Origin of the sequence: Paenibacillus sp. HB172176 (assembly GCF_011947265.1) — a bacterium.
In the GTDB taxonomy this organism is placed as follows: Bacteria; Bacillota; Bacilli; order Paenibacillales; family Paenibacillaceae; genus Pristimantibacillus.
Window position 1 is genome coordinate 34,544 of the sequence record NZ_JAATHD010000035.1, and the last position, 19,959, is coordinate 54,502.

At 50.7% G+C, this 19,959-nt stretch carries 22 protein-coding genes; 16 read left to right on the forward strand and 6 right to left on the reverse strand.

Features of this window, described 5'->3' with window-relative positions:
* Window positions 1-37: 37 nt before the first annotated feature.
* The gene (locus HFP08_RS26900; protein ID WP_168123725.1) at window positions 38-1,300 is read right to left on the reverse strand and encodes a HAMP domain-containing methyl-accepting chemotaxis protein; all 1,263 of its coding nucleotides are present in this window, start codon (window positions 1,298-1,300) and stop codon (window positions 38-40) included.
* Window positions 1,301-1,581: 281 nt separating this feature from the next.
* Here HFP08_RS26900 and HFP08_RS26905 point away from each other — a divergent pair, with 281 nt between their 5' ends.
* The gene (locus HFP08_RS26905) at window positions 1,582-1,995 is read left to right on the forward strand and encodes an O-methyltransferase (RefSeq protein ID WP_168123726.1); all 414 of its coding nucleotides are present in this window, start codon (window positions 1,582-1,584) and stop codon (window positions 1,993-1,995) included.
* Here the strand turns inward: HFP08_RS26905 and HFP08_RS26910 are convergent.
* Window positions 1,989-2,162 carry a DUF5325 family protein gene (locus tag HFP08_RS26910; RefSeq protein ID WP_168123727.1) on the reverse strand — a complete coding sequence of 58 codons (174 nt, stop codon included), beginning with the start codon at window positions 2,160-2,162 and terminating at the stop codon, window positions 1,989-1,991. The genes HFP08_RS26905 and HFP08_RS26910 overlap by 7 nt on opposite strands.
* A gap of 448 nt (window positions 2,163-2,610) precedes the next feature.
* Here HFP08_RS26910 and HFP08_RS26915 point away from each other — a divergent pair, with 448 nt between their 5' ends.
* Window positions 2,611-2,817, forward strand: coding sequence for an alpha/beta-type small acid-soluble spore protein (locus HFP08_RS26915; RefSeq protein WP_168123728.1), 207 nt, complete (start codon window positions 2,611-2,613; stop codon window positions 2,815-2,817).
* A gap of 135 nt (window positions 2,818-2,952) precedes the next feature.
* On the opposite strand, the gene HFP08_RS26920 is transcribed toward HFP08_RS26915, so the two are convergent.
* Window positions 2,953-3,939 (reverse strand): metal-dependent hydrolase, encoded by a 987-nt coding sequence (locus HFP08_RS26920; protein WP_168123729.1) that lies wholly within the window; start codon window positions 3,937-3,939, stop codon window positions 2,953-2,955.
* A gap of 91 nt (window positions 3,940-4,030) precedes the next feature.
* Here HFP08_RS26920 and HFP08_RS26925 point away from each other — a divergent pair, with 91 nt between their 5' ends.
* The gene (locus HFP08_RS26925) at window positions 4,031-4,321 is read left to right on the forward strand and encodes a hypothetical protein (protein WP_168123730.1); all 291 of its coding nucleotides are present in this window, start codon (window positions 4,031-4,033) and stop codon (window positions 4,319-4,321) included.
* 58 nt (window positions 4,322-4,379) lie between these two features.
* On the opposite strand, the gene gerQ is transcribed toward HFP08_RS26925, so the two are convergent.
* The gene (gerQ, locus tag HFP08_RS26930; protein ID WP_168123731.1) at window positions 4,380-4,847 is read right to left on the reverse strand and encodes a spore coat protein GerQ; all 468 of its coding nucleotides are present in this window, start codon (window positions 4,845-4,847) and stop codon (window positions 4,380-4,382) included.
* Window positions 4,848-5,073: 226 nt separating this feature from the next.
* Between gerQ and cyoE the strand changes: the two genes are divergently transcribed.
* Together cyoE and HFP08_RS26940 are read left to right on the forward strand one after the other, a co-directional pair.
* Window positions 5,074-5,931, forward strand: a complete 858-nt coding sequence (gene cyoE, locus HFP08_RS26935; protein WP_168123732.1) for a heme o synthase — start codon at window positions 5,074-5,076, stop codon at window positions 5,929-5,931.
* A gap of 20 nt (window positions 5,932-5,951) precedes the next feature.
* Window positions 5,952-6,560, forward strand: a complete 609-nt coding sequence (locus HFP08_RS26940) for an SCO family protein (RefSeq protein WP_168123733.1) — start codon at window positions 5,952-5,954, stop codon at window positions 6,558-6,560.
* Here HFP08_RS26940 and HFP08_RS26945 read toward each other — a convergent pair.
* Window positions 6,557-6,928 carry a toprim domain-containing protein gene (locus tag HFP08_RS26945; protein ID WP_168123734.1) on the reverse strand — a complete coding sequence of 124 codons (372 nt, stop codon included), beginning with the start codon at window positions 6,926-6,928 and terminating at the stop codon, window positions 6,557-6,559. The genes HFP08_RS26940 and HFP08_RS26945 overlap by 4 nt on opposite strands.
* Window positions 6,929-7,300: 372 nt before the next feature.
* A complete protein-coding gene (locus HFP08_RS26950; protein WP_168123735.1) occupies window positions 7,301-8,476 on the reverse strand; it encodes an MFS transporter in 1,176 nt (391 codons plus the stop codon).
* A 160-nt stretch (window positions 8,477-8,636) separates the two neighbouring features.
* Between HFP08_RS26950 and HFP08_RS26955 the strand changes: the two genes are divergently transcribed.
* The 11 genes from HFP08_RS26955 (at window position 8,637) to HFP08_RS27005 (ending at window position 19,760) form a co-directional block, all read left to right on the forward strand.
* Entirely contained in the window at window positions 8,637-9,131 is a 495-nt protein-coding gene (locus HFP08_RS26955) for a hypothetical protein (protein ID WP_168123736.1), read from the forward strand.
* 47 nt (window positions 9,132-9,178) lie between these two features.
* On the forward strand, window positions 9,179-11,272 hold the full coding sequence (locus HFP08_RS26960) for a peptidoglycan D,D-transpeptidase FtsI family protein (protein WP_168123737.1): 2,094 nt from the start codon (window positions 9,179-9,181) through the stop codon (window positions 11,270-11,272).
* A 37-nt stretch (window positions 11,273-11,309) separates the two neighbouring features.
* Window positions 11,310-12,062, forward strand: a complete 753-nt coding sequence (locus HFP08_RS26965) for a Cof-type HAD-IIB family hydrolase (protein ID WP_168123738.1) — start codon at window positions 11,310-11,312, stop codon at window positions 12,060-12,062.
* A gap of 28 nt (window positions 12,063-12,090) precedes the next feature.
* On the forward strand, window positions 12,091-12,576 hold the full coding sequence (locus tag HFP08_RS26970) for a DUF456 domain-containing protein (RefSeq protein WP_168123739.1): 486 nt from the start codon (window positions 12,091-12,093) through the stop codon (window positions 12,574-12,576).
* Window positions 12,577-12,649: 73 nt separating this feature from the next.
* Entirely contained in the window at window positions 12,650-13,375 is a 726-nt protein-coding gene (locus tag HFP08_RS26975; RefSeq protein WP_168123740.1) for a ThuA domain-containing protein, read from the forward strand.
* A 17-nt stretch (window positions 13,376-13,392) separates the two neighbouring features.
* A complete protein-coding gene (locus HFP08_RS26980; protein ID WP_168123741.1) occupies window positions 13,393-15,051 on the forward strand; it encodes a putative polysaccharide biosynthesis protein in 1,659 nt (552 codons plus the stop codon).
* A gap of 24 nt (window positions 15,052-15,075) precedes the next feature.
* Complete coding sequence (locus HFP08_RS26985) at window positions 15,076-15,423, forward strand: thioredoxin family protein (protein ID WP_168123742.1); 348 nt, start codon at window positions 15,076-15,078, stop codon at window positions 15,421-15,423.
* An 86-nt stretch (window positions 15,424-15,509) separates the two neighbouring features.
* Window positions 15,510-16,442: a COX15/CtaA family protein gene (locus HFP08_RS26990; RefSeq protein ID WP_168123743.1), complete on the forward strand. Its 933-nt coding sequence runs from the start codon at window positions 15,510-15,512 to the stop codon at window positions 16,440-16,442.
* Entirely contained in the window at window positions 16,409-18,202 is a 1,794-nt protein-coding gene (locus HFP08_RS26995; protein WP_481856625.1) for a UbiD family decarboxylase, read from the forward strand. Before HFP08_RS26990 ends, HFP08_RS26995 begins: the two co-directional genes overlap by 34 nt.
* Before the next feature lie 39 nt (window positions 18,203-18,241).
* Window positions 18,242-18,955, forward strand: coding sequence for a Cthe_2314 family HEPN domain-containing protein (locus HFP08_RS27000; protein ID WP_168123745.1), 714 nt, complete (start codon window positions 18,242-18,244; stop codon window positions 18,953-18,955).
* Between the two features lie 28 nt (window positions 18,956-18,983).
* Window positions 18,984-19,760, forward strand: a complete 777-nt coding sequence (locus HFP08_RS27005) for an SDR family oxidoreductase (protein ID WP_168123748.1) — start codon at window positions 18,984-18,986, stop codon at window positions 19,758-19,760.
* Window positions 19,761-19,959 lie beyond the last annotated feature (199 nt).

Consider the following 19,959-nt stretch of genomic DNA (forward strand, 5'->3'; position numbering starts at 1 on the left):
CGGTGCTTGGTCTTTTCATATTCAGGATATTACAAACTTACATCTTGAAAACGCTAATCGTGCGCTGCAACTGCGTGGCCATAGTCAGCATGCGTTCCGTTTCCTTGACAACGGCTTGAACGGAAGCGATCTGCTCGTTCATCGAGGCTGAAACCTGCTCAGTGCCGGCCGCGGACTCCTGCGTAATCGCGGAAATGTTCTGAATCGCTCCTGATATCTTGCGCGCGCTCTCCAGCATCGCGTCGCTCTCTTGGGAAAAGTTGTAGATTTGCTCCGCAATGAATTGAATGCTGACGACAATTTCCTGGAAGACGAGCTCCGACTCCCGAATATGCTGAGTTTGATTGTTAACGACTTCTTCGTTGATCTTCATATTGTTGATTGTCTGCTTGATGCCTTCGTCGATGCTTTTCACAAGATTGAACACTTGCTTGGTGGATGCCGTGGATTCCTCCGCCAGCTTGCGTACCTCCTGCGCGACAACGGCAAAGCCTCTGCCATGCTCGCCTGCGCGAGCCGCTTCGATTGAAGCGTTAAGCGACAATAGGTTCGTCTGTTCGGCAATATCGGAAATCGTTGCGGTAATGGCCGAAATGCCCTGAGCCTTCTGCGCAAGATCCTTTATGGTTTCGGACACTTTTGCCGTTGCGTCGACATTGCGCTTCATTCCCGCCGCTTGCACGTCGAGCGCGCTGCGTCCCTTGTCCACAAGCTCAATGGTTTGTTCCGATCTTTGGTTCATTTCCTTGGTCGATTGGGCATAAGCAGCTACCTTCTCTTCAATCTCGGTAATGGAGGAGCTCATGTCGGACACGTCCTCGGAGATCTCGTTGGCGCCGGTGGCAAGCTCGTTGGCCGAGGCGGCCACTTGCTCCATCGCGGTCTGTACCGTGTTGTTCTTATCGAAGATGTTGCGGCTCGTGTCGGCTACGTGGCGAATGATATTGGAGGTTTCCGTCAAAATTTCTCTAAGCTTGTCTGTCATGCTGTTGAAGGAATGTCCAAGCTCGCCGGCTCCCGAAGAGGCGGATACGTCGATTCGCTGTGTGAAGTCTCCTTTGGCAATGCGATATGCGGCGCTCGAAATGTCATTGATGGATTGCATAATTGCGTTTTCGATGAATCCCACGGTCGGGTAGGCAATAAGGAGTAGTACAATGGATACGATGAGAATCGCTAATACAGGCCCACCCGCGAACGCTGTGGTTAAAATCGTAACAATGGAAAGCAAGAGCAAATTGGAGTACGTTGAAATCAACAGCTTATTGCGAATGGAAAGCGAATAGTACCATTGGATCATTATGTAAGCGCTCCTTCTACTTAGAATATACCATATTATAACACCGGCCTCGAAATTGGTCTATAATTGTCGACGGATAATTCAGCGCATTGGAGGGGGACTTTTATCTTATTTTACTAGGTACAAAAGCGCATTCCCGTTTTCGGCAATTACAAATAAACTTTTCGGTGAATTACATAATTGGCAATGATAGCATTATATGCAACTCGATGTTTGATTTAGTTGGATTTTGTAAATCAATGTCTTTAATTGTCGAACAATATGAAGGAGGAAGAGAGGAAATGGAAAAAAACGCGGTATCTCTCGCAAGACAGGTGGATTTTGTATTCAGGCAGCTGGAAGGGGAATTGACGAATGCGACTGCAGGAACGGTTCTAATACAAATTCGCAACAATGCAGTCGGCAAATTCGGGGTTCGTCATCATCCCATTGAATGCAAGAATGGAAATATCGGCAACGTCGACAAGGGAATGTCGGCTTCCCAGGTTGCGGCCTTCCGCCAATTGGCGATCGATGCGCTGCAATATCGCAAGGAATGGACGCATGGCGAAATTTTGTATGATTTCTCCGTAAGGCCGAACAGGGATTCCTGGTCGGCGAGCGTGCTTTATGAATCGAATTACAACATGTCAACCTGGAACAGCCGTTATATGCCGAATGCAAGAGCGCATTACAGCATAAGGGATTATCATTGAGACTTTCTCCGCAAGCGGGCCTTGACGATAAAGCCTGTCGCGGTGCTGAGCAGGAACAGAATGCTGAACAGCAGTACATACCAACCGTTGTAACTGATCGAAACGGCGGTCGCGCTCATGAACAATACGGACAATACGGCGAAAAAAAGCGATAATGACTTGGACATGCGCGTCTCTCTCCTTTAAAAAGTCTGGTTTTCAGCACAAGAGCCTATGCTTACGATGCTGCGTTTTTTCAAAACGCTCCAGAAGCTTGTATGAAGCTTGTATGAAGCTAGAAACTGAGTAGCTAAAACGTTTCGTAAGAAACGTACTTCGAAAGCATCCGCTTGTAGTGTATACTACGTGATGAAATGTTTCTGAAAGAAACATCGCATCGTAAGCATCTGCTCTGAAATGTTTCCGTAGGAAACATCGCTTCGTAAGCATATACTTGTTTCGGCTGAATGCAAGATTCGACGTCGAATAAGCTTCTTGGTATACTTCGTGATCAAAAGTGGACTTTTTGAAAAACCTCGAAAGTTTTTTGCATAGTTTGTTCGGCGATGCACATAATAACTTTGCAAGCTTGCAACATACTAAATAACGTGCAGAGGACGAAAGGAGAAATACCTTATGGCAAGCAACCAACTCATTGTCCCACAAGCTACGCAAGCACTGAATCAAATGAAACTTGAGGCAGCGCAAGAGCTTGGCGTACAAATTCCGTCGGACGGCTACTATGGCAACATCTCAACTCGTGAAGCAGGTTCGCTTGGCGGATACATCACGAAAAAGCTGGTTCAAATGGCTGAACAGCAACTGTCTGGCGGCACACGCTAATCGTTATCTCATAACAAAGCGATTGCACAAATTACAAGTCCAAGGGAAACCTTGGGCTTGTTTCATGCTTTCCGGGTCGCTGCTCAAGAAAAACATCCCCTTCCATTGTGAAGGAAGGGGGTTGCTCCGTCAATATCAATAAGTATCCATTCTGAGCCGCTTCATCAATCTCTCGTCGCTCAACCAGCCGACATAGGAGCCGACGGTCTCGTATTGCTTGTTCATCATGAGCACGCCTACGAACGGATATTGCTTTCGATGGCGGTAACGGACATCCGACCATCTGACCTCGTAGCCCCAATGATGTTCCTTCACATCTCCGCATGCAAAGCTGGTAAAATAGAGAAAGGCTTTAATCGCAGGGTCGTTCTTCGACTTCTCGACTGCCGGATGGCTGGAGCAATGTACCTTGTCAAGCCAACGCAAGCTGTTGTTTCTTAAATTTCCAACGTGAAAAGCGCCGTCCGACGCTTGCTTCACGATATTCCAGATGGAGAGGGAAATCGTTGGAATCGCGATATACGTATCGCCGCTGTGATAGCCGCGATCCAGCGCTCTAACCTTCCTTAACGTGTGCTTCGCCGATAACGTGCGCCATACATAATAAAGGGTCAAACCAATATACATAAGCGGGAACAGCACGGCCGGATCGGCCAGTCCCGCCGCCCAGAGAAGAATCGCGATGAGATGCACGGTGAACAATACGGGATCAAAGATATGAATAATATTCCACGAGATCCACTTTTCGTTGAAGGGTCGCATAGCCTGCGTTCCATAGGCATTGAACAAATCGGTGAAAACATGGAGAACGACGGAGAGCAGCACCCAACCGCCGATATGCAGCCAGGGCAAGCTTCCTTTATAAAAGAGCTGCAATAAGCCCGTTATCGCTGCCGTCCAGATCAGAATGGCGGGAATGGAGTGTGAAACGCCCCTATGATTGCGAATGTAGCAGGCATTGCCCTTTAACCGAAGCAGATTGTCCAAATCGGGGGCTTGCGAGCCGACGACCGTGCCGATCAACATGGCGGTTTGAAGGGTTGGAGAGGCGGAGATAACCGGATCGACCATCGCCAGACCCGCAAGTCCGATTCCCATAACAAGATGTGTGCCAGAATCCATGTAGAGTAACCTCCTTGATGTCGTTATTGCTTGTAGTATCGGCGAAGGTCAGTTATTTTATCTTATGAAATGAGAGGAGACTTTGACCAATATGTACATTTGCTTTGCGGAATACCGAATTAAGCCTGAATGCAGGGAAGCTTACCTGAAAGCAGCGACCATGCTAATGGAACGCGCTTCAGACATGCGATTATACGAGGGAACGGATCAGCCTCATTTGTTCGTCGAGGTATGGGAGGCGGCAACGGCAGAGGGGGCCGAAGCCATTAAGAAAGAGCGCCGCGATGAGCGCTCTGCGTGGGGAGAGTTGAATGCCTGGATTGACGGGGGACAAGCCAAGCTTCATGTATGGACGTTCAAAGCAGCCAGCTTATCTTCATAGTCGCCAGCTCCGCGTATCCGGGGGAGAAACGCAGGCAAAGCCGATGAGGATTTGCAGATTAGCCGTTCGTCGTGGTCACGGCCGGTGTTTCCGGGGTTACCATGCCGCCTTGGAACGGATAGGCATAATTAATGGGCTCGTCGAAGGTTACATAATCCAGATTGAGCATCAGCAGCAAATATCTCATTCCCGTGGACGGATCGCTGATGATAATATGATCGCGTCCCGCCGCTTCGATGATGCCTTTGAAGATTTTGGCATTCCATTCGGAATTGTTCTCGTACGTCATATAAAAGGTGCCCGTCTTGCCGCGATTCATGCGCAGAATATTCTCAATATAGGATTCCTCTGCTGCAGGAGCGGTAGCGATATTGCCGCCGGACGGCGTAATATAGGAACCGCTGGGAGCCATGCCTGTGGACATTGCGCCGGGAACCATTCCTGCATTTGCCGCAGCAGCTTGCGCATACGGCTGAGCATATCCGCGATAGCCGGACATGGGGTTAAAGCCATAACCATTATACATTCCTTAATCCTCGCTTTCGTGCTTTTCTTAAGGTTAATGTATGGGAAAATGGGCGGAATGGTTCCAACAGTTTGAGGCGGGGATGGACGCCTATTGCGTGTCGAATTATTGAACAAAATTCGGGAACGTTGTCACCGTACCTATTTTTCGGTATCATTAGAAACGGTTCATTATTGCTTGATAGACGAGTTGCTCGTCTTTTCTCATCATATAGGAGGCTAACTTGGTGTTGAATGACTTGATTTCTTTAACAAAGCCGAGGCTGTTGCGACTGAATATGTTTGCGGCCTTGGGCGGCTTTTGGGTTGCTTCCAAGTGGGATCCGGACTTCGTACTTATGATCTGGATGCTGATCGGATCGACGCTCACGATGGCATCCGCGACAGTTGTGAACAATTATTGGGATCGGGAGCTTGATCTGAAGATGGAGCGAACGAAAAACCGCACGTTGCCGACCGGCAGAATGGAGCCGATCACCGTGCTTACATATGGACTGATTCTTGGCATCGTCGGAATCGCCGTGCTGTTCATGTTCGTTAATGCGATATCTGGATGGTTGGGACTATTGGGCTGGTTCGTGTACATTGTTATCTATACCATATGGCTGAAGCGCACCTCGACCTGGAGTACGTCAATCGGGGGAATCTCCGGAGCGATGCCCCCTGTAATCGGCTATTGCGCCGTGACCAATGAGGTGGATGCGGGAGCATGGATTTTGTTCGCGCTCTTGTTCCTGTGGCAGCCGGCCCATTTCTGGTCGCTTGCGATTCGACGCGTTGAGGAATACAGGGAAGCCGGCTATCCGCTTCTGCCCGTCGTGAAAGGCATCAAACGAACGAAGCTGCAGATGATTCCTTACGTGCTTCTCTTGGTGCCGACCGTTATCTTGATGTATGTCTATCATTATGCCGGCATCTACTTTTTGATTATCGCGTCGGTATTAAGCCTTGTATGGCTGTATCATACGATTACCGGGATTGCGGCCAAGAATACGGAGAAATGGGCGAAGGTTAACTTTCTTATTTCAGTCAACTATTTAATGATTGTGTTTGTGGCGATGATCGCGAATACCGCGCATGCGTAAGATGAAGGGAGAGATGGAGCATGGTTTTTTTGAAGAAGCACAGCTTTAAAATTGCCGTATTGGCTTTATGCTTGGCGATGGGGGCATATCTGCTCGTCACGTACGCATTCAAGCCGAAAGAGGAGCTGCCGATTCTGCAGGCCGCACCTGATTTTCAGATGAATGACATAGAAGGCAATCCCGTGTCGCTGAATTCGACGAATGGGAAGGTTAGACTGGTCTACTTCTATTACGCGAACTGCCCGGATATCTGTCCGCCGACGACGTATATGCTCTCGCAAGTGCAAGAGAAGCTTAAGAGTCAGGGGACTCTGGGAGACAAGGCCGAGCTCATTTCCATTACTTTCGATCCGGAACGCGACACGCCCGATGTAATCAAGGATTTTGCGGAACGCACTTCCGCCAAGATTGACGACGGGTGGACGTTTCTGAGGGGCGAACAGGATGCGACGATCGAGCTTGCCAAGAAATTCGGCGTAGGCGTAATCGATAACAAGGACGGCACCTTTACTCATTTTAATTATATTTCGCTGGTAGACCAGAACGGCAAGATTCGCGATTGGATCAACGGCAGCGATGAAGACATGACACCGGACGATATTGTTGACGAGATTAACGGACTTCTTTAGAATTCATCCTTTTTCCACTGAAGAGCGGGATCGAGCGCGGCATACAGGATATGCGACTCGAGTCCCGCTTTTTCCAATTGGGCAATCAAATAGTCGATCGGCGTATGCTCGACGCCCGCATATCCTCTTCTTGTGTACAGATGCTCGGCGTCGGGAAAATAATCGCTGAGCATGCCTCGAATTCGTTTGCCCGACGAATCGTTGTCCGTGAATATGTATACCGGCAAGGCTCCGGCCTGCTTGCGCAGCTTCTCAAGCTGCGAGGCGCCGGGCGTGCCGTATGTGCATATAATGCCGACTTCGCTGTCCAGTACAGTCCGAAGTCGGCTTCTGTCGTTTTTTCCTTCGACGATGATGACATGCTTCATTCTCATCCACCTTTGACGTCCATAAGTATTAGTAGTGTATCATCTTCATGAAGCGATTGAAAACGGAAAAGAAAAAAGACCGTCTTCCGATGGGCATAGCAATGCTTCTCCCTTGGAAAACGGTCTTCTTCCATGCTTCATGGTGCGAGGGTCAAGCTATTCATGCGAGACTTACCAGAAACCGGCACCTACGATAATTACGAGCAATATGAACAGGACCAGAATCGTACCGGTGCTTGTAAATCCGTGGTTGCAACCGCAATGTCTTGCCTCGGAGCCTACAGCTGTCATCTATGGAGTCACCCCTCTCCCTAGTCGATTCCCTGTATAGTATGAGGCATATCCCCAATTGCCTTGTGCGAATACCCAGCTTTATGAAAAATGGGTGTTCGGTGTCATTGGGCGCAGTCTGTAGAACGGCATCAGAGCAATCGCAAGCATGATTGCGACGAAGGAGATATAATAAGGCGATACGTGATCTCTAAGCTGACCGGCAAGCATCGGACCTAGAAAAGCGCCTACGGAGAACGCGACAGACAGAATCGAGAAGGTGCGTCCGTATCTGGCGCCGCCGCTGAGCTCGATTAGAAAGGTCGATAACGCAGGCAATATAACGCCCTTGGCCATGCCGACGAACAGAAGCATGATCATGAGCGGAACGGGCATCTCGGAGGCGATGCCGAAATAAAGCAAAGCGAGTCCCAGCGAGCCCCACAGCGTTCGCTGAAAGGAGGAGAGCTTGTTCAGGAACAGCATGCTGAGCGTGATGAGCGCGCCGATGCTGATAACGGAGAATAGCAGGCCTGTTGTCATCATTGCTTCTCTGGTTCTGGCGAGCAACGGAAGCTCGAAGGACAGGATGCCCTGGGCGCAGGAGATGGCGACCGGAAGAAGAAAGACGAGCCAAGGAATGCGGGGCTCTTCGACGGCTGATGTCCGCGGATTCGACTTCATGCCGGATGGCGATGCTGTGTCATCCGTTAGCTGGCTGTCAAGCTTTCGATTAATGTCGCGAATGAACATCAACGCGCAGACGGCTGTGATGATGAGAATCCAGCCGAGTATCGTGAAAGCGGTGGAGAACCCGATTCTGGCGACGAGATAAGCGCCTGCGGCGGGCGACACGACGGAGGCCATCGTATGGACAAGACCGTTGCCCGCCATCAGCTTGCCTTGCTTGATGGGATCGCTCGTTAATCTGGCCAGCAAGGAAAGACAGGCAGGCGACAGAAACGCGAGCACGAAGCCGCTGATGGAGCGAATAAGCAGAAGCTGCCATGGATCGGTCACATAGGCCTGGAAGAGCAGAATAACGCCTGCCGCGAACAAGGAAAACACGATAAAGAAGCGGCTGCCGTATCGGTCGACGCCGAAGCCCGCGATCAAATTGCCGGGCAGATGCGTAATGGAATACATCCCCATCATGAGTCCGATGAAGGAGGGCGCCGCGCCTATCGAAATCGCGAACGGAGTAAGAATCGGATATTGGGCATGAAGATCGAAGAAGGCAACGAACAAAAACAGATAAAGCCAAATTGCTGTTTTCACGGGCGGTTCCTCCTTGCGTAATAGCTGCATTATTACTTGTACGTGGGAGTGGGACAGGATATGACAGGCGTTGGCGGCGTGAAGCGTTTACGGCTAATTGGGAGTAAGCTATAATATTTTGTAATCACATTTTTGAAGAGCTATAATGGAGGGGTATGATATGGATTTCCTGGATTTCTCGTCTTATGATTCGAGTACTTGGTCAACGTTTCTGAAGGATAATTGGTTTGTGCTGCTGATTGCGCTTCTGGTCCTGTTTCTCATTATCCGCATCGTGAAGACGGTTGTGAAATGGGCGATCGTCGCGGTCATCGTGCTTGCGATTGTGCTGTACAGCGGGTACAGTCTCGACGACGTGAAGCAGCTCGGCACGAAGGTGATGGACAGCGGGCTGGATGATTTGAAGGAGCTTGGCGAGAAGATGAAGGATTCGGCGCAGCAGCAGGCTTACGACGCGATGCTGAACGAAGCCAAGGAAGCGCAATACACCGTGAATGAGGATGGAACGTATACCGTTTCATCCCCCAGCATAGAACTGAGAGGAACAGCAGGCTCCGATGAGGCGGAGTTATCGGTGAAGGGCTCTCCGTTCATCACGGTGAAGGTGAGCGAATTAATTCGTACATTTGTCAATCAGGCGAAACAAAATGGTTAAACGCAGGACGCGAGCAGCCTCCTGCGTGGAATTGGGAGTGAACAAGCATGCAGGATGATCCGCAGAAGCGGGAAATCGAAAATCGACGCAATTTTTCTTTTCGGCTGAACTTATTTTTCTTTATCACCTTTGCTCTCTTTAGCCTCTTGATTGTCAGGCTCGCCGTTCTGCAATTCGTTGAAGGCCCCACGCTCAGCGCGGAAGGCGCAAGGAAGAGCACCCGCGATGACGCGATTCCCCCGATTCGAGGCAACATCTATGATTCTACCGGATATCCAATCGCTTATTCCACGTCCACACAGTCCTTATATTACAGCATTCAGGCTTCTTCCAATATTGATAAATCGATTGAGAACGCCAAGGAAATGGCCGCTAAGCTCGCTGAAGTATTCGCGAAATACGGAGATCCGGACAACGCGATGACCGTCGACGATGTGATCAGGCAGATGGACCTTGAATTTAAGCTGAACTATATGTCGACGCCCCGTCGAATCAAATCAGGACTGACGAATGAGGAAATCGCTTATTTGATGGAGCATCGCAATGAATTCACTGGTGTTGACGTTATGGAAGAGAGCGTGCGGAATTACGATAAGAGCTCCATTGCCGTGCAGTTGGTAGGCTACTTGAAGAAATATAAAGGGGTCAGGGAAACCGTCGACTTCTATCAAGCGAAGGAAGAAGAGACAGATCCGACAATGAAGTATCTGGAGGAGGAAGAGGTCGGCCTGGACGGTCTTGAATATATGTACCAGGATGTTCTGCGCGGTAAGAACGGACTGAAATCCTATCCGGTCAACAACAAGGAGCAGATTATCGGGCCGATGCAGATTACGAATCCGGAGAAGGGCTCCGATTTGTATCTCACGATTAATAAGAATGTACAGCTTAAGACGGAGCAGGCCATCATGGATCATCTCGAGGTGATTCGGAACTCGACGAATGTGTACGAGAAGGCGCCATTCGCCAAAACGGGCTTTGCGGTCGCGATGGAGGTTGACACCGGCAAGGTGGTTGCAATGGCATCCATGCCGGATTATGATCCGAATATTTGGGCTGGCGGAAGCATTAGCACTGAGGATTATCACAATATCGAGAATGTCATGTCCAATGGGACGATTCGCACCGTATACCCACAGTATGATAAGAAGGAGGATCGAGATAAGCATGCCTCCTCTATTGTCCCGCCGGGCTCGACGATGAAGCCTCTGTCAGTTCTGATCGGACTGAATGAGGGTTTATTCACAACGACGGATGTGTATGATGACCGCGGCGGCGCCTTTTATTACGGCCGGGAAGGTTATCAAAGGAAGATTACGAATTCCCAGAAGCATGCCTACGGCATGATTGACGCCGCTGAAGCGATTGAGCATTCGTCCAACACATTCATGGCGGCGATGGTGGGAGATAGGCTTTATAAGCGCGGAGATGTCGGCGGCAAATCCAGTGTGGATATATGGGACAGCTATATGAAGCAATTTGGGCTTGGCGTATCAACAGAAAGCGGTCTTCCGGGCGAGTCGCGCGGTGTTATTGAATACTTCACGGAGGCGGAGCGGGCCAGCTCCCAATCTGCGCTCGTTCAGGCTTCCTTCGGGCAGCAGGGGCGGTATACGACGTTGCAACTCGCCCAATACACAGTCATGCTGGCGAATCACGGCAAGCGCATCAAGCCGCAGTTCGTGAATGAAATCAAGGATGCGGAGGGCAATGTCGTTCAAGGATACGAACCCCAGGTGCTTAACACGGTTGACTTCCCTGAAGCTTATTGGAAGGAAATCGAACAAGGCATGTCCAAGGTAGCGGTCAAAGGGTTCGATGACTTTCCTTATTCGTTTAACAGGAAGACTGGCACCTCTGAGCAGGAAGCTGGAGGAGAGATTATCGAGAATGCCGTATTCATCGCTTACGCGCCTGCCGATAAACCAAAGCTTGCTGTCGCGGTCATTATTCCCGATGGCGGATACGGCGCTTATGGCGCCGCGCCGATTGCCCGCAAGATTTTCGACGCGTACGACGAGGAAGTCGGCTTAACCGGCGTGCCGAAGAAAGCCGTGAAAGAAGATGCGGCAGCAGGGGATACGGCGAACACCGTTGCTGCGAATGCTGACGATTCGAATGCGGATTCTGAAAATCAATAAATCAATGACAAAGAGAGACAGAGCGGAGTGGAGCAGAATGACAACGTACAAACTGATTGCGCTCGATATGGACGGTACCTTGCTGAACGACCGGCAGGAGGTTAGCCCGCAAAACCAGGAATGGATTTCCCGGGCAATGGAAGCCGGCTTGACTGTCATATTGTCTACGGGCAGAGGCTTTGACAGCGCCTCTCCTTATGCCGAACAGCTAAAGCTCGAAGGACCGATGATAACGGTGAACGGAGGCGAGGTATGGGCGAAGCCGAATCTGCTGCATAAACGGACCGAGCTAAGCTGGACATATGTGAAGAGGCTGAGGGAGCTGGCGCTTCAGCATGAGGAGCCCTGGTATTGGGCGTATTCCACCTATGGCGTTTTCAACAAAGAGCAATGGATTGATCCTGCGGAGGCCTATGATCAGCATCATTGGCTGAAGTTCGGTTATTATACGGAGAATGACGAGATCAGGGCCGAGCTGCTTGCGGAGGCGAGAAGCTGGGGCGCGTTCGAGATTACCAATTCCTCTCCAACGAATCTGGAGCTGAATCCGCTAGGCATCTCGAAGGCAAGCGGACTGGAAGAGGTATGCGGTTTGCTCGGCATTGCGATGTCCGAGGTTGTCGCCGTTGGCGACAGTCTGAACGATATTGCCGCCATTCGGGCTGCCGGTCTCGGCGTCGCCATGGGCAACGCGCAAGAGGAAGTGAAGCAGGCGGCGGATTTCGTGACGCTGACGAATGAAGAGAATGGAGTCGCCGAGGTCATCAAGCGCTGTCTGAAGCTCTCCTGACTAACAAATCGAAAGGCGGTGGTGCTGCATGGATATTTTGGGATGGGTTATCATAATCCTGCTGTTTGCCGTCGGCATGGCGGGAGCGATTTATCCGATATTGCCCGGAGCTTTGGCGATTTATGCAGCATTTTTTGTTTATGGCTGGTTTTTCACCTTTCAAGATTTTGGCTTCTTCTTCTGGACCATCCAAACCTTGATCGTGGCGGCGCTCTTCATCGCCGATCATGCAGTCAGCGCCTGGGGCGTCAAGCGGTTCGGCGGCACGAAAGCCTCCATAATAGGAAGTACGATTGGGATCATATTCGGTCCTTTCGTCATTCCCGCATTCGGGATTGTTCTTGGCCCCTTCATTGGCGCGATTCTTGGCGAGCTTATGGTCGGGACAAGCGTTCAGCAGTCTTTCAAAGCGGGCTGGGGCGCCGTCGTTGGATTATTCACCAGCGTAATCGTGAAATTCCTGCTGCAACTGCTCATGATTATTTTGTTCGTCATCTGGATTTGGATGCTGTAGAGGACTGCGGTCGAACTAAGCTAGGCTTATTAGGGGCAACCAATCTAATTTAACTAAGAAGAGGTGCATCGCAGTGATCAAAGTAACGATTTGGAATGAGTTTCTGCATGAGAAGCAGCATGAGGAAGTGAAGGCGGTATACCCGGACGGCATTCATGCCGCACTGGCGGCAGGTCTTGCGACCGAGGATTTCGAGATCGCGACAGCTACGCTGGAGGAGCCCGAGCATGGCTTGTCGGAGGAGCGTTTGAACAATACCGATGTGCTGATCTGGTGGGGACATATGGGCCATGAGAAGGTGGAGGACGCGATTGTCGATCGCGTGCAGCAGCGCGTGCTGAATGGAATGGGATTAATTGTGCTGCACTCGGGTCATTTCTCGAAAATTTTCAAGAAGCTGATGGGCACGGGCTGCGATCTGAAATGGCGCGAAGCGAACGAGAAAGAGCGGATCTGGGTCGTAAATCCCGCACATCCGATTGCATCCGGGCTGCCAGAGTACATTAACCTGGAGCGCGAGGAAATGTATGGCGAGCATTTCGATATCCCCGCTCCGGACGAGCTCATCTTTGTCAGCTGGTTCGAAGGCGGAGAGGTGTTCCGAAGCGGCTGCACCTTCAGCCGCGGACAAGGGAAGATCTTCTATTTCCGTCCGGGCCATGAGACATTCCCTACCTACTACAATCCGCAGATTCTTCAGGTCATCTCGAATGGCATTCGCTGGGCCGAGCCATCCCGAGCGGCAACGCCTGTCCGTGGCAATCATCAACCGCTTGAGCCGATCGCAGCCAAGTCGTAAGGAGTTAATGGAAGTTCATGCTGAAAAAAGACTCATTGTTAAAAGGCACCATCATACTCGCCGCCGCCGCTCTCTTCGCCAGATTTCTAGGCCTGTTCCAGCGTATTCCGCTGGACTACATGCTGGGCGAGGAGGGATTTAATTCATTCAATCTGGCAAACTCGATTTATTTGCTTCTGTTGTTACTCGCTACTGCAGGATTTCCAAGCGCCATCAGCAAGATGGTCTCGCAGAGATATGCATTAGGGAAATATGAAGAAGCGAAACGAATCTACAAGGCTGCATTGTTCTTCGGCGCGGTAAGCGGTTTTATTATGGCTGCGGGATTGTTCTTTTTCGCTGGCTACTTCTCTGATGTGATATCTAATCAACCTAATGCTGATTTATCTGTACGTGCCATTTCGCCCGCACTGTTATTCTTCCCGATTATTGCAATGATGAGGGGGTACTTTCAAGGCAGACAGATGATGAGCGCAGGAGGTTTGTCACAAATTGTGGAACAATTTCTGCGAGTATTTCTAGGAATTGGCTTGGGATTGATTGTGCTTAGCCTGGGTTGGAGCGATCGATGGGGAGCGGCGGCGATTACATTCGGCAGCGTTTTCGGAAGCTTAGGCGCACTTTCAGTTATGTTGTTCTATGTTCGCAAGCTTAGAAATCAAGATCGGCAATTGGAGTTGGAGAAACGACAGTTGGAAGCTGTTCAGGAGGATTATGGTTATGATGAGGGACCGAATTTGCGCTTTCGCACGATTTATCGTGAGATATTCCGTATGTCGGTTCCTGCGATCGTTACTTCTAGTGTTATTAACGTCATTTTTACATTCGATCTCTCTTTATTTGATCGATTATCAGGCAGCTTCTATACGGTATCAGAAGCAATCCTGCTTAAGAAAGATTTGGGAATTGCCCAGTCTCTCGCTGGCATTCCACCAATATTAGCAATTGCTTTAGGTTCGTCCATCATTCCTGTTATTTCTTCGGCTTTTTCACTTAATAACATGAATGAGGTCAAACGCCAAGCGTCAATCGTGCTACGAGTCGTCTGTTTCACTGGCGTGCCTTTTGCTTTATTGTTGACGGTTGCTTCTTACTCCATAACTGGATTGTTGTTCAAAAGTACACATGGCTATGAAGTTGTAGCGGCACTGGCAGCCAGTACAATTGTACAAATTACTATGATGACCACAAACTCTATTTTGTACGGCTTAGGAAAACAACGAATTTCAATGAGGAATACTTTAATTGGCCTTGTTCTCAAGATTGTGTTCAGTCTAGCGCTAACGCCAATTCTTGGCGTGTATGGGCTCATTATTGCATCAGTTGTTTGCTTCACCGGAGTGACAGCTTTCAATGTCCGAAGTATTAACAAGATTGCCAAATTGACAATACTCGGAAAGAGATGGATTCCTTATTTGCTGGCGGTGATTATTTCGGGAATTGCGGGTTGGGGAGCGGAACAGGGTATGTTGCATAGCACGAATGCTTGGATTGTCAAGCTTTCATTCCTAACATCGGCAGCCGTTGCTGGTTTGGCTCTTGGTCTATTCTATATGGCATTATTAATTTTGCTAAAAGTTGTTACCCCTGAGGATACGAAGTCGCTGCCAAGCGTTCTCCGCAAGCCTATGTCGAAGATAATGAAGCTCAAGTATCGGCGAAGAGAATTTAATTAGAATGCTAACTAGGAGGCAATATTCATGAACAAACTTACAACAGAAGCGGCATTCAGAGAAGCGGCGGGAGCGGATGCTCTAACCATTGTCGTATTCAAAACAACCTGGTGTGCGGACTGCCACTTCATCGATCCGTTCATGCCGGATCTGGAGAAGCAGTACGAGGGCAAGGTAATCTTCGCTGAAGTGGATCGCGACGATCTGGAGGATGTATGCTCCGAGCTTAACATTCTCGGCATTCCAAGCTTCATCGCCTTCCGCGGCGGGAATGAAATCATTCGCTTCGTCAGCAAGCTGAGGAAGACGCGCGACGAGATTGAACAATTTGTCGACCGGGCTATTCAAGTGGACGACACAATTAGACAAGGATAGTCGGAAGTTCACAGTTTGAACATGGCTTTCAAGGGCGCTTATCGCTATAATTGACTTGTCATAATATAAGGAAATTAGGTGATACGATGATTACTGCCCGCTACCGCGCATTCGTTCTTGCCTCAAGCATTGGGATGCTTCTTGTGTTGCTTGCCGGAGCGCTTGTCACAAATACCGGATCAGGAGACGGCTGCGGAACGGATTGGCCGCTTTGTCACGGCAAATTCGTTCCCGCGCATACGCTGTCGTCTACGATTGAATATACGCATCGCGGCATTACGGGCTTGGAAGGCTTGCTCGTTCTCGGTGTGGCTATCGCCACCTATTTGAAGTTCAGAAGAGATAAGAAGCTGTTCAGAGAGCCGCTTTGGTATGCGGCGTTTGCGCTTCTCTTCACGATCGTGCAAGCTTTAATGGGAGCAGCAGCCGTAATCTGGTCGCAATCTTCCGCGGTCATGGCGATTCATTTCGGCATATCCCTGATTGCTTTCGCCGCGACAATGCTGCTCGTCATATGGGTATATCGGCATATTAATGGCAGTCCCGCAAAGTTCGTCGTGACGAGGTCTGTATTCCCGAGCGTGCTTGCGGCTTCCGTGTACTGCTATGTCGTTATCTATCTGGGAGCGTTCGTGCGCCACACGGATTCTTCGGGCGGCTGCCTGGGTTGGCCGCTTTGCAATGGCGAGGTTGTGCCTCAGCTTGATGGCGCGACCGGCGTCGTATTCATGCACCGAGCGGCCGCTATGCTGCTCGGCATTGCGCTCTTCGCCTTATACATGCATATTCGCAAGGTGAGCCATGTGAATTCAGGCCTTGTAAGACCTGCCGGCTGGGTATTGATTCTGGTCATTACTCAGATCATCAGCGGGGCGATCCTAACATCCGCGATTGGACATAACGATGTCTTTATCTTTGCAAGTCTGCTGCATAACTTAATTATTGTCGGCCTGTTTGGACTATTAATGGATATACTCATTCGGTCATGGCTGTTCAGGGAAGGTCGTGTGAAAGGTTGAGTTTTGCTAATTTACGCCAATTTTTGGAAGTTCTGAAGCGCGATAACGATTTGAAAATCATTGAAGCGCAAGTTGATCCCTATCTGGAGCTTGCGGAAATCCACAGACGCGTTATCGAACAGGAAGGACCTGCGCTGCTGTTCACGAATGTGAAGGGCAGCCCGTTCCCGGTTGTGACGAATCTGTTCGGAACGAGCCGGAGAGTCGATCTGGCCTTCGGTCCGAAGCCTGAAGCGCTTATGAAGCAAATTATCGGAGCGGCGGATCGACTCATGCCTCCTACGCTTCAAGCGCTGTGGGGCGAGAAAAATTTAATTCTCGACATGATGAAGGTCGGTATGAAGGAAGTTCCCGCATCGAATGCTCCGATTCTTGGAAGCTTGAAGCGCGAGCGTCCACTCGCCGGCCTTCCAGCTATTACGAGCTGGCAAGAGGACGGAGGCCCATTCGTTACGCTGCCGCTCGTATATACAGAAAATCTGGCCGCGCGCAAGCAGCATAATCTGGGCATGTACCGCATGCAGATCTTCGATGATCAAACGACCGGCATGCATTGGCAAATACATAAAGGCGGCGGCTTCCATTACTACGAAGCCGAGCAGAGGGGCGAAGCGCTGCCTGTATCCGTGTTTCTCGGCGGCCCACCCGCGCTCATTGCATCGGCGATTGCGCCGCTTCCGGAGCATCTGCCCGAGCTGCTGATGGCATCGCTTATTATGGGCGGCAAGCTGCCTATGGTAACAGATCCGCAGGGCGGCCATCGAATGCCGGCCGAAGCGGAATTCGTCATCAGCGGGAAGGTGCCGCCGCATCTTCGAAGACCGGAGGGGCCGTTCGGCGATCATTTCGGCTATTACTCGCTGATTCATGATTTTCCGGTGTTTCAGGTGAATCATATGTGGCACCGCAAGGACGCGATTTACCCAGCAACAATTGTTGGAAAGCCGCGCCAAGAGGATTATTATCTCGGCGAATATTTGCAGCGGCTGCTTGCTCCCGCCTTCCCGATGGCCATGCCGGGTGTGAAGGAATTGTGGGCCTATGCGGAAGCTGGCGTGCATGCGCTTGCCGCAGCGGTTGTCAGGGAATCCTATTCGAGAGAAGCGCTGTCCACCGCCTTCAGCATTCTCGGACAAGGACAGCTGACGCTGACGAAATTCCTCATTCTGACCGATCGGCCCCTTGATCTGTCCCGATTCGATCAGCTGCTGGAGACGGTGCTGGAGCGTTTCCAACCGCATACGGATCTGTTCGTGTTCGACGAGACCTCGCATGATACGCTCGATTATACAAGCGGCAAGCTGAATCATGGCAGCAAGGCTGTGATGCTTGGTGTCGGAGAGCCAGTCAGAGAACTCCCGTCGCAGTATACGGAAGGCATAATGGAAGGCATTCACAAGGCAAAGCCCTATTGCCGGGGCTGTCTTGTCGTCAGCGGGGCAAGCTATGAGAAGGAGCCTGAATTGGGGGCTCGTCTGCTGGGACAGCTAAGCGATCGCGGAACGGAGTGGCCGCTCGTATTCCTCGTAGACGACGCGGATGAGACGGAGGGACAGACGGCGTTCCTGTGGTCCGTGTTCACAAGATTCAATCCCGCCGACGACATCTATGCGAACGCCGACATTCGCAGGCATCATTTCGGCTACAAGCTTCCACTCGTCATCGACGCGAGAATGAAGCCAGGCTATCCGGATGAGCTGTTCCCGCGCGAGGATATCGTCCGGCTGGTGGATCAGCGCTGGAGCGAATACAAGCTTTAAATCCGCCCATTTTTTTTGAAGTGGAAGGAGGTTGGTTATATGCTTCATTTCATGTTTGACGAGCCTGAGCTGGAGCCGTCTCCCGCGCTTGCGGAAACGTACAAGCTTATGGATCGATTCGCGGCTCATATGAGCCGCGAAATAACAAGCGGTCATGACGCCGGCAACAGGCTTCGCAAATATGAGGTTTGGACAATGGGACTGCGCTCCGCCTTGATGGAGCTGGAGCAGAGCCAATATGCCGCCATGCGCTTCATGGAGCGAGTTACCTCGTCTTCGGTCGAGCATATGTCCCGCGAGGAGAAGCTGGATTATGACCGCTATGTGTATTTTGACAAAAACGCCTTCATTCGCGTCTTCTCGCTGCTCGATAAGCTGGGGACATTCCTCAACATGCTGCTCATGCTGCGAACGGAGAAGGTGAAACCGCATTTTTCTTATTTCACGGTGCTTCGCCATATGCTTGAGAACGATCTGCATCCCGACTTCGCGCGTAAGTTGAATATCGTCAAGGAGAAATATAGAGACGCAATGAAACGGCTGCGCAATCGCAGAAATATAGAAATTCATTACATGAATTCCGAAATGCAGGATGATCTGATACAGAGCCAGCGAATGTACGGTGAAGTCATTGGGCTTGAGGATATCAAGCTTCAAGCGGAGGATCTGACCAAATGTCTCTTCTTAACGATCGAATCGCTTAGAAGCTCGTTTCAATATGCATGCAAGCTGATGCGGATCAAGACGGTATAATCCCGGGAGAGGGTGGATACACGTGGAGCTGAAAGGCAGGACGGCTTTAGTAACGGGCAGCGCCAAGGGGCTGGGCAAGAGAACGGCTTTGCAGCTCGCCGAGCAGGGCTGCGACGTCATTATTAATTATGTAAGCAGCGAGCAGGAAGCCCATGAGGTGAAGGCGCGCATTGAAGAGTTTGGAGTAAAGGCGCTTGCGGTGCAGGCGGATATGACGACGTTCGAAGGCGCGCACGCGCTTGCGGACGCCGCCGAGAGCTGGTCCGGCGGCGTCGATATTCTAGTGAATAACGCCGGCCCTTTCATTCGCAAGCGCAGGCTGTTCAGCGAATACGACGAAGCAACCATCATCTCTCTGATGCATGGCAATCTGCTCAGCGTTATGCTGCTCGATCATCGCTTGCTTCCTTATATGCGCGAGCGCGGCTGGGGCAGAATCGTTCATTTCGGCTTCGGCCATGCGAATGAAGCAAGAGCTTGGCCGCATCGGGCGGTCTATGCGGCGGCGAAGACGGGACTTGTCTCGTTCACGAAGTCGCTCGCCGTCGAGGAAGCGCCGAACGGCATCACGGTCAATCTGATTGGTCCCGGCGATATACGCGGGGCGAATAAGGAGAAGTCGATTGACGAAGTGGAGCAGGAGCTTGATTCCGAATCGCCGCTCGGGCGTCCCGGAACGGGAGAGGATGTCGCTCGCGTTATCTTGTTCCTCTGCCAGAACAAATCGAATTTCCTGACGGGCAATGTCATTGATGTGACCGGGGGCTTCGACCCGATTCGGGCGAATATCAAGGGAGCCTTTTGACAGGATATTCTATGGAGGGCGCCGTAATGTTGCAACGCAATGGGGTGTGCAATGAGAAAACCTTTATCGAGGCCTTCCAAAGATGAGCGACCGCATTTAGAGGAAGGTTTAATACGAAAATAAATGCTGCATAATGGATGGTATGGTGGTTACGAGCAAAAAAAAGCCCCACCTCCCGAAAATCTGATGTTTCAAAAAA

Excerpts from the sequence above, each read along its gene's own strand:
- HFP08_RS26945 (WP_168123734.1), bottom strand. The coding sequence starts at position 6,928 with ATGAAGCATGTCATCATCGTCGAAGGAAAAAACGACAGAAGCCGACTT.
- HFP08_RS26920 (WP_168123729.1), bottom strand. The coding sequence starts at position 3,939 with ATGGATTCTGGCACACATCTTGTTATGGGAATCGGACTTGCGGGTCTG.
- HFP08_RS26970 (WP_168123739.1), top strand. The coding sequence starts at position 12,091 with ATGGATATTTTGGGATGGGTTATCATAATCCTGCTGTTTGCCGTCGGC.
- HFP08_RS26995 (WP_481856625.1), top strand. The coding sequence starts at position 16,409 with ATGGCTGTTCAGGGAAGGTCGTGTGAAAGGTTGAGTTTTGCTAATTTA.
- HFP08_RS26900 (WP_168123725.1), bottom strand. The coding sequence starts at position 1,300 with ATGATCCAATGGTACTATTCGCTTTCCATTCGCAATAAGCTGTTGATT.
- HFP08_RS26990 (WP_168123743.1), top strand. The coding sequence starts at position 15,510 with ATGATTACTGCCCGCTACCGCGCATTCGTTCTTGCCTCAAGCATTGGG.
- HFP08_RS26910 (WP_168123727.1), bottom strand. The coding sequence starts at position 2,162 with ATGTCCAAGTCATTATCGCTTTTTTTCGCCGTATTGTCCGTATTGTTC.
- HFP08_RS26915 (WP_168123728.1), top strand. The coding sequence starts at position 2,611 with ATGGCAAGCAACCAACTCATTGTCCCACAAGCTACGCAAGCACTGAAT.
- HFP08_RS26925 (WP_168123730.1), top strand. The coding sequence starts at position 4,031 with ATGTACATTTGCTTTGCGGAATACCGAATTAAGCCTGAATGCAGGGAA.
- HFP08_RS26980 (WP_168123741.1), top strand. The coding sequence starts at position 13,393 with ATGCTGAAAAAAGACTCATTGTTAAAAGGCACCATCATACTCGCCGCC.
- HFP08_RS26955 (WP_168123736.1), top strand. The coding sequence starts at position 8,637 with ATGGATTTCCTGGATTTCTCGTCTTATGATTCGAGTACTTGGTCAACG.
- HFP08_RS26965 (WP_168123738.1), top strand. The coding sequence starts at position 11,310 with ATGACAACGTACAAACTGATTGCGCTCGATATGGACGGTACCTTGCTG.
- HFP08_RS27000 (WP_168123745.1), top strand. The coding sequence starts at position 18,242 with ATGCTTCATTTCATGTTTGACGAGCCTGAGCTGGAGCCGTCTCCCGCG.
- HFP08_RS26985 (WP_168123742.1), top strand. The coding sequence starts at position 15,076 with ATGAACAAACTTACAACAGAAGCGGCATTCAGAGAAGCGGCGGGAGCG.
- HFP08_RS26905 (WP_168123726.1), top strand. The coding sequence starts at position 1,582 with ATGGAAAAAAACGCGGTATCTCTCGCAAGACAGGTGGATTTTGTATTC.
- gerQ (WP_168123731.1), bottom strand. The coding sequence starts at position 4,847 with ATGTATAATGGTTATGGCTTTAACCCCATGTCCGGCTATCGCGGATAT.
- HFP08_RS26940 (WP_168123733.1), top strand. The coding sequence starts at position 5,952 with ATGGTTTTTTTGAAGAAGCACAGCTTTAAAATTGCCGTATTGGCTTTA.
- HFP08_RS26960 (WP_168123737.1), top strand. The coding sequence starts at position 9,179 with ATGCAGGATGATCCGCAGAAGCGGGAAATCGAAAATCGACGCAATTTT.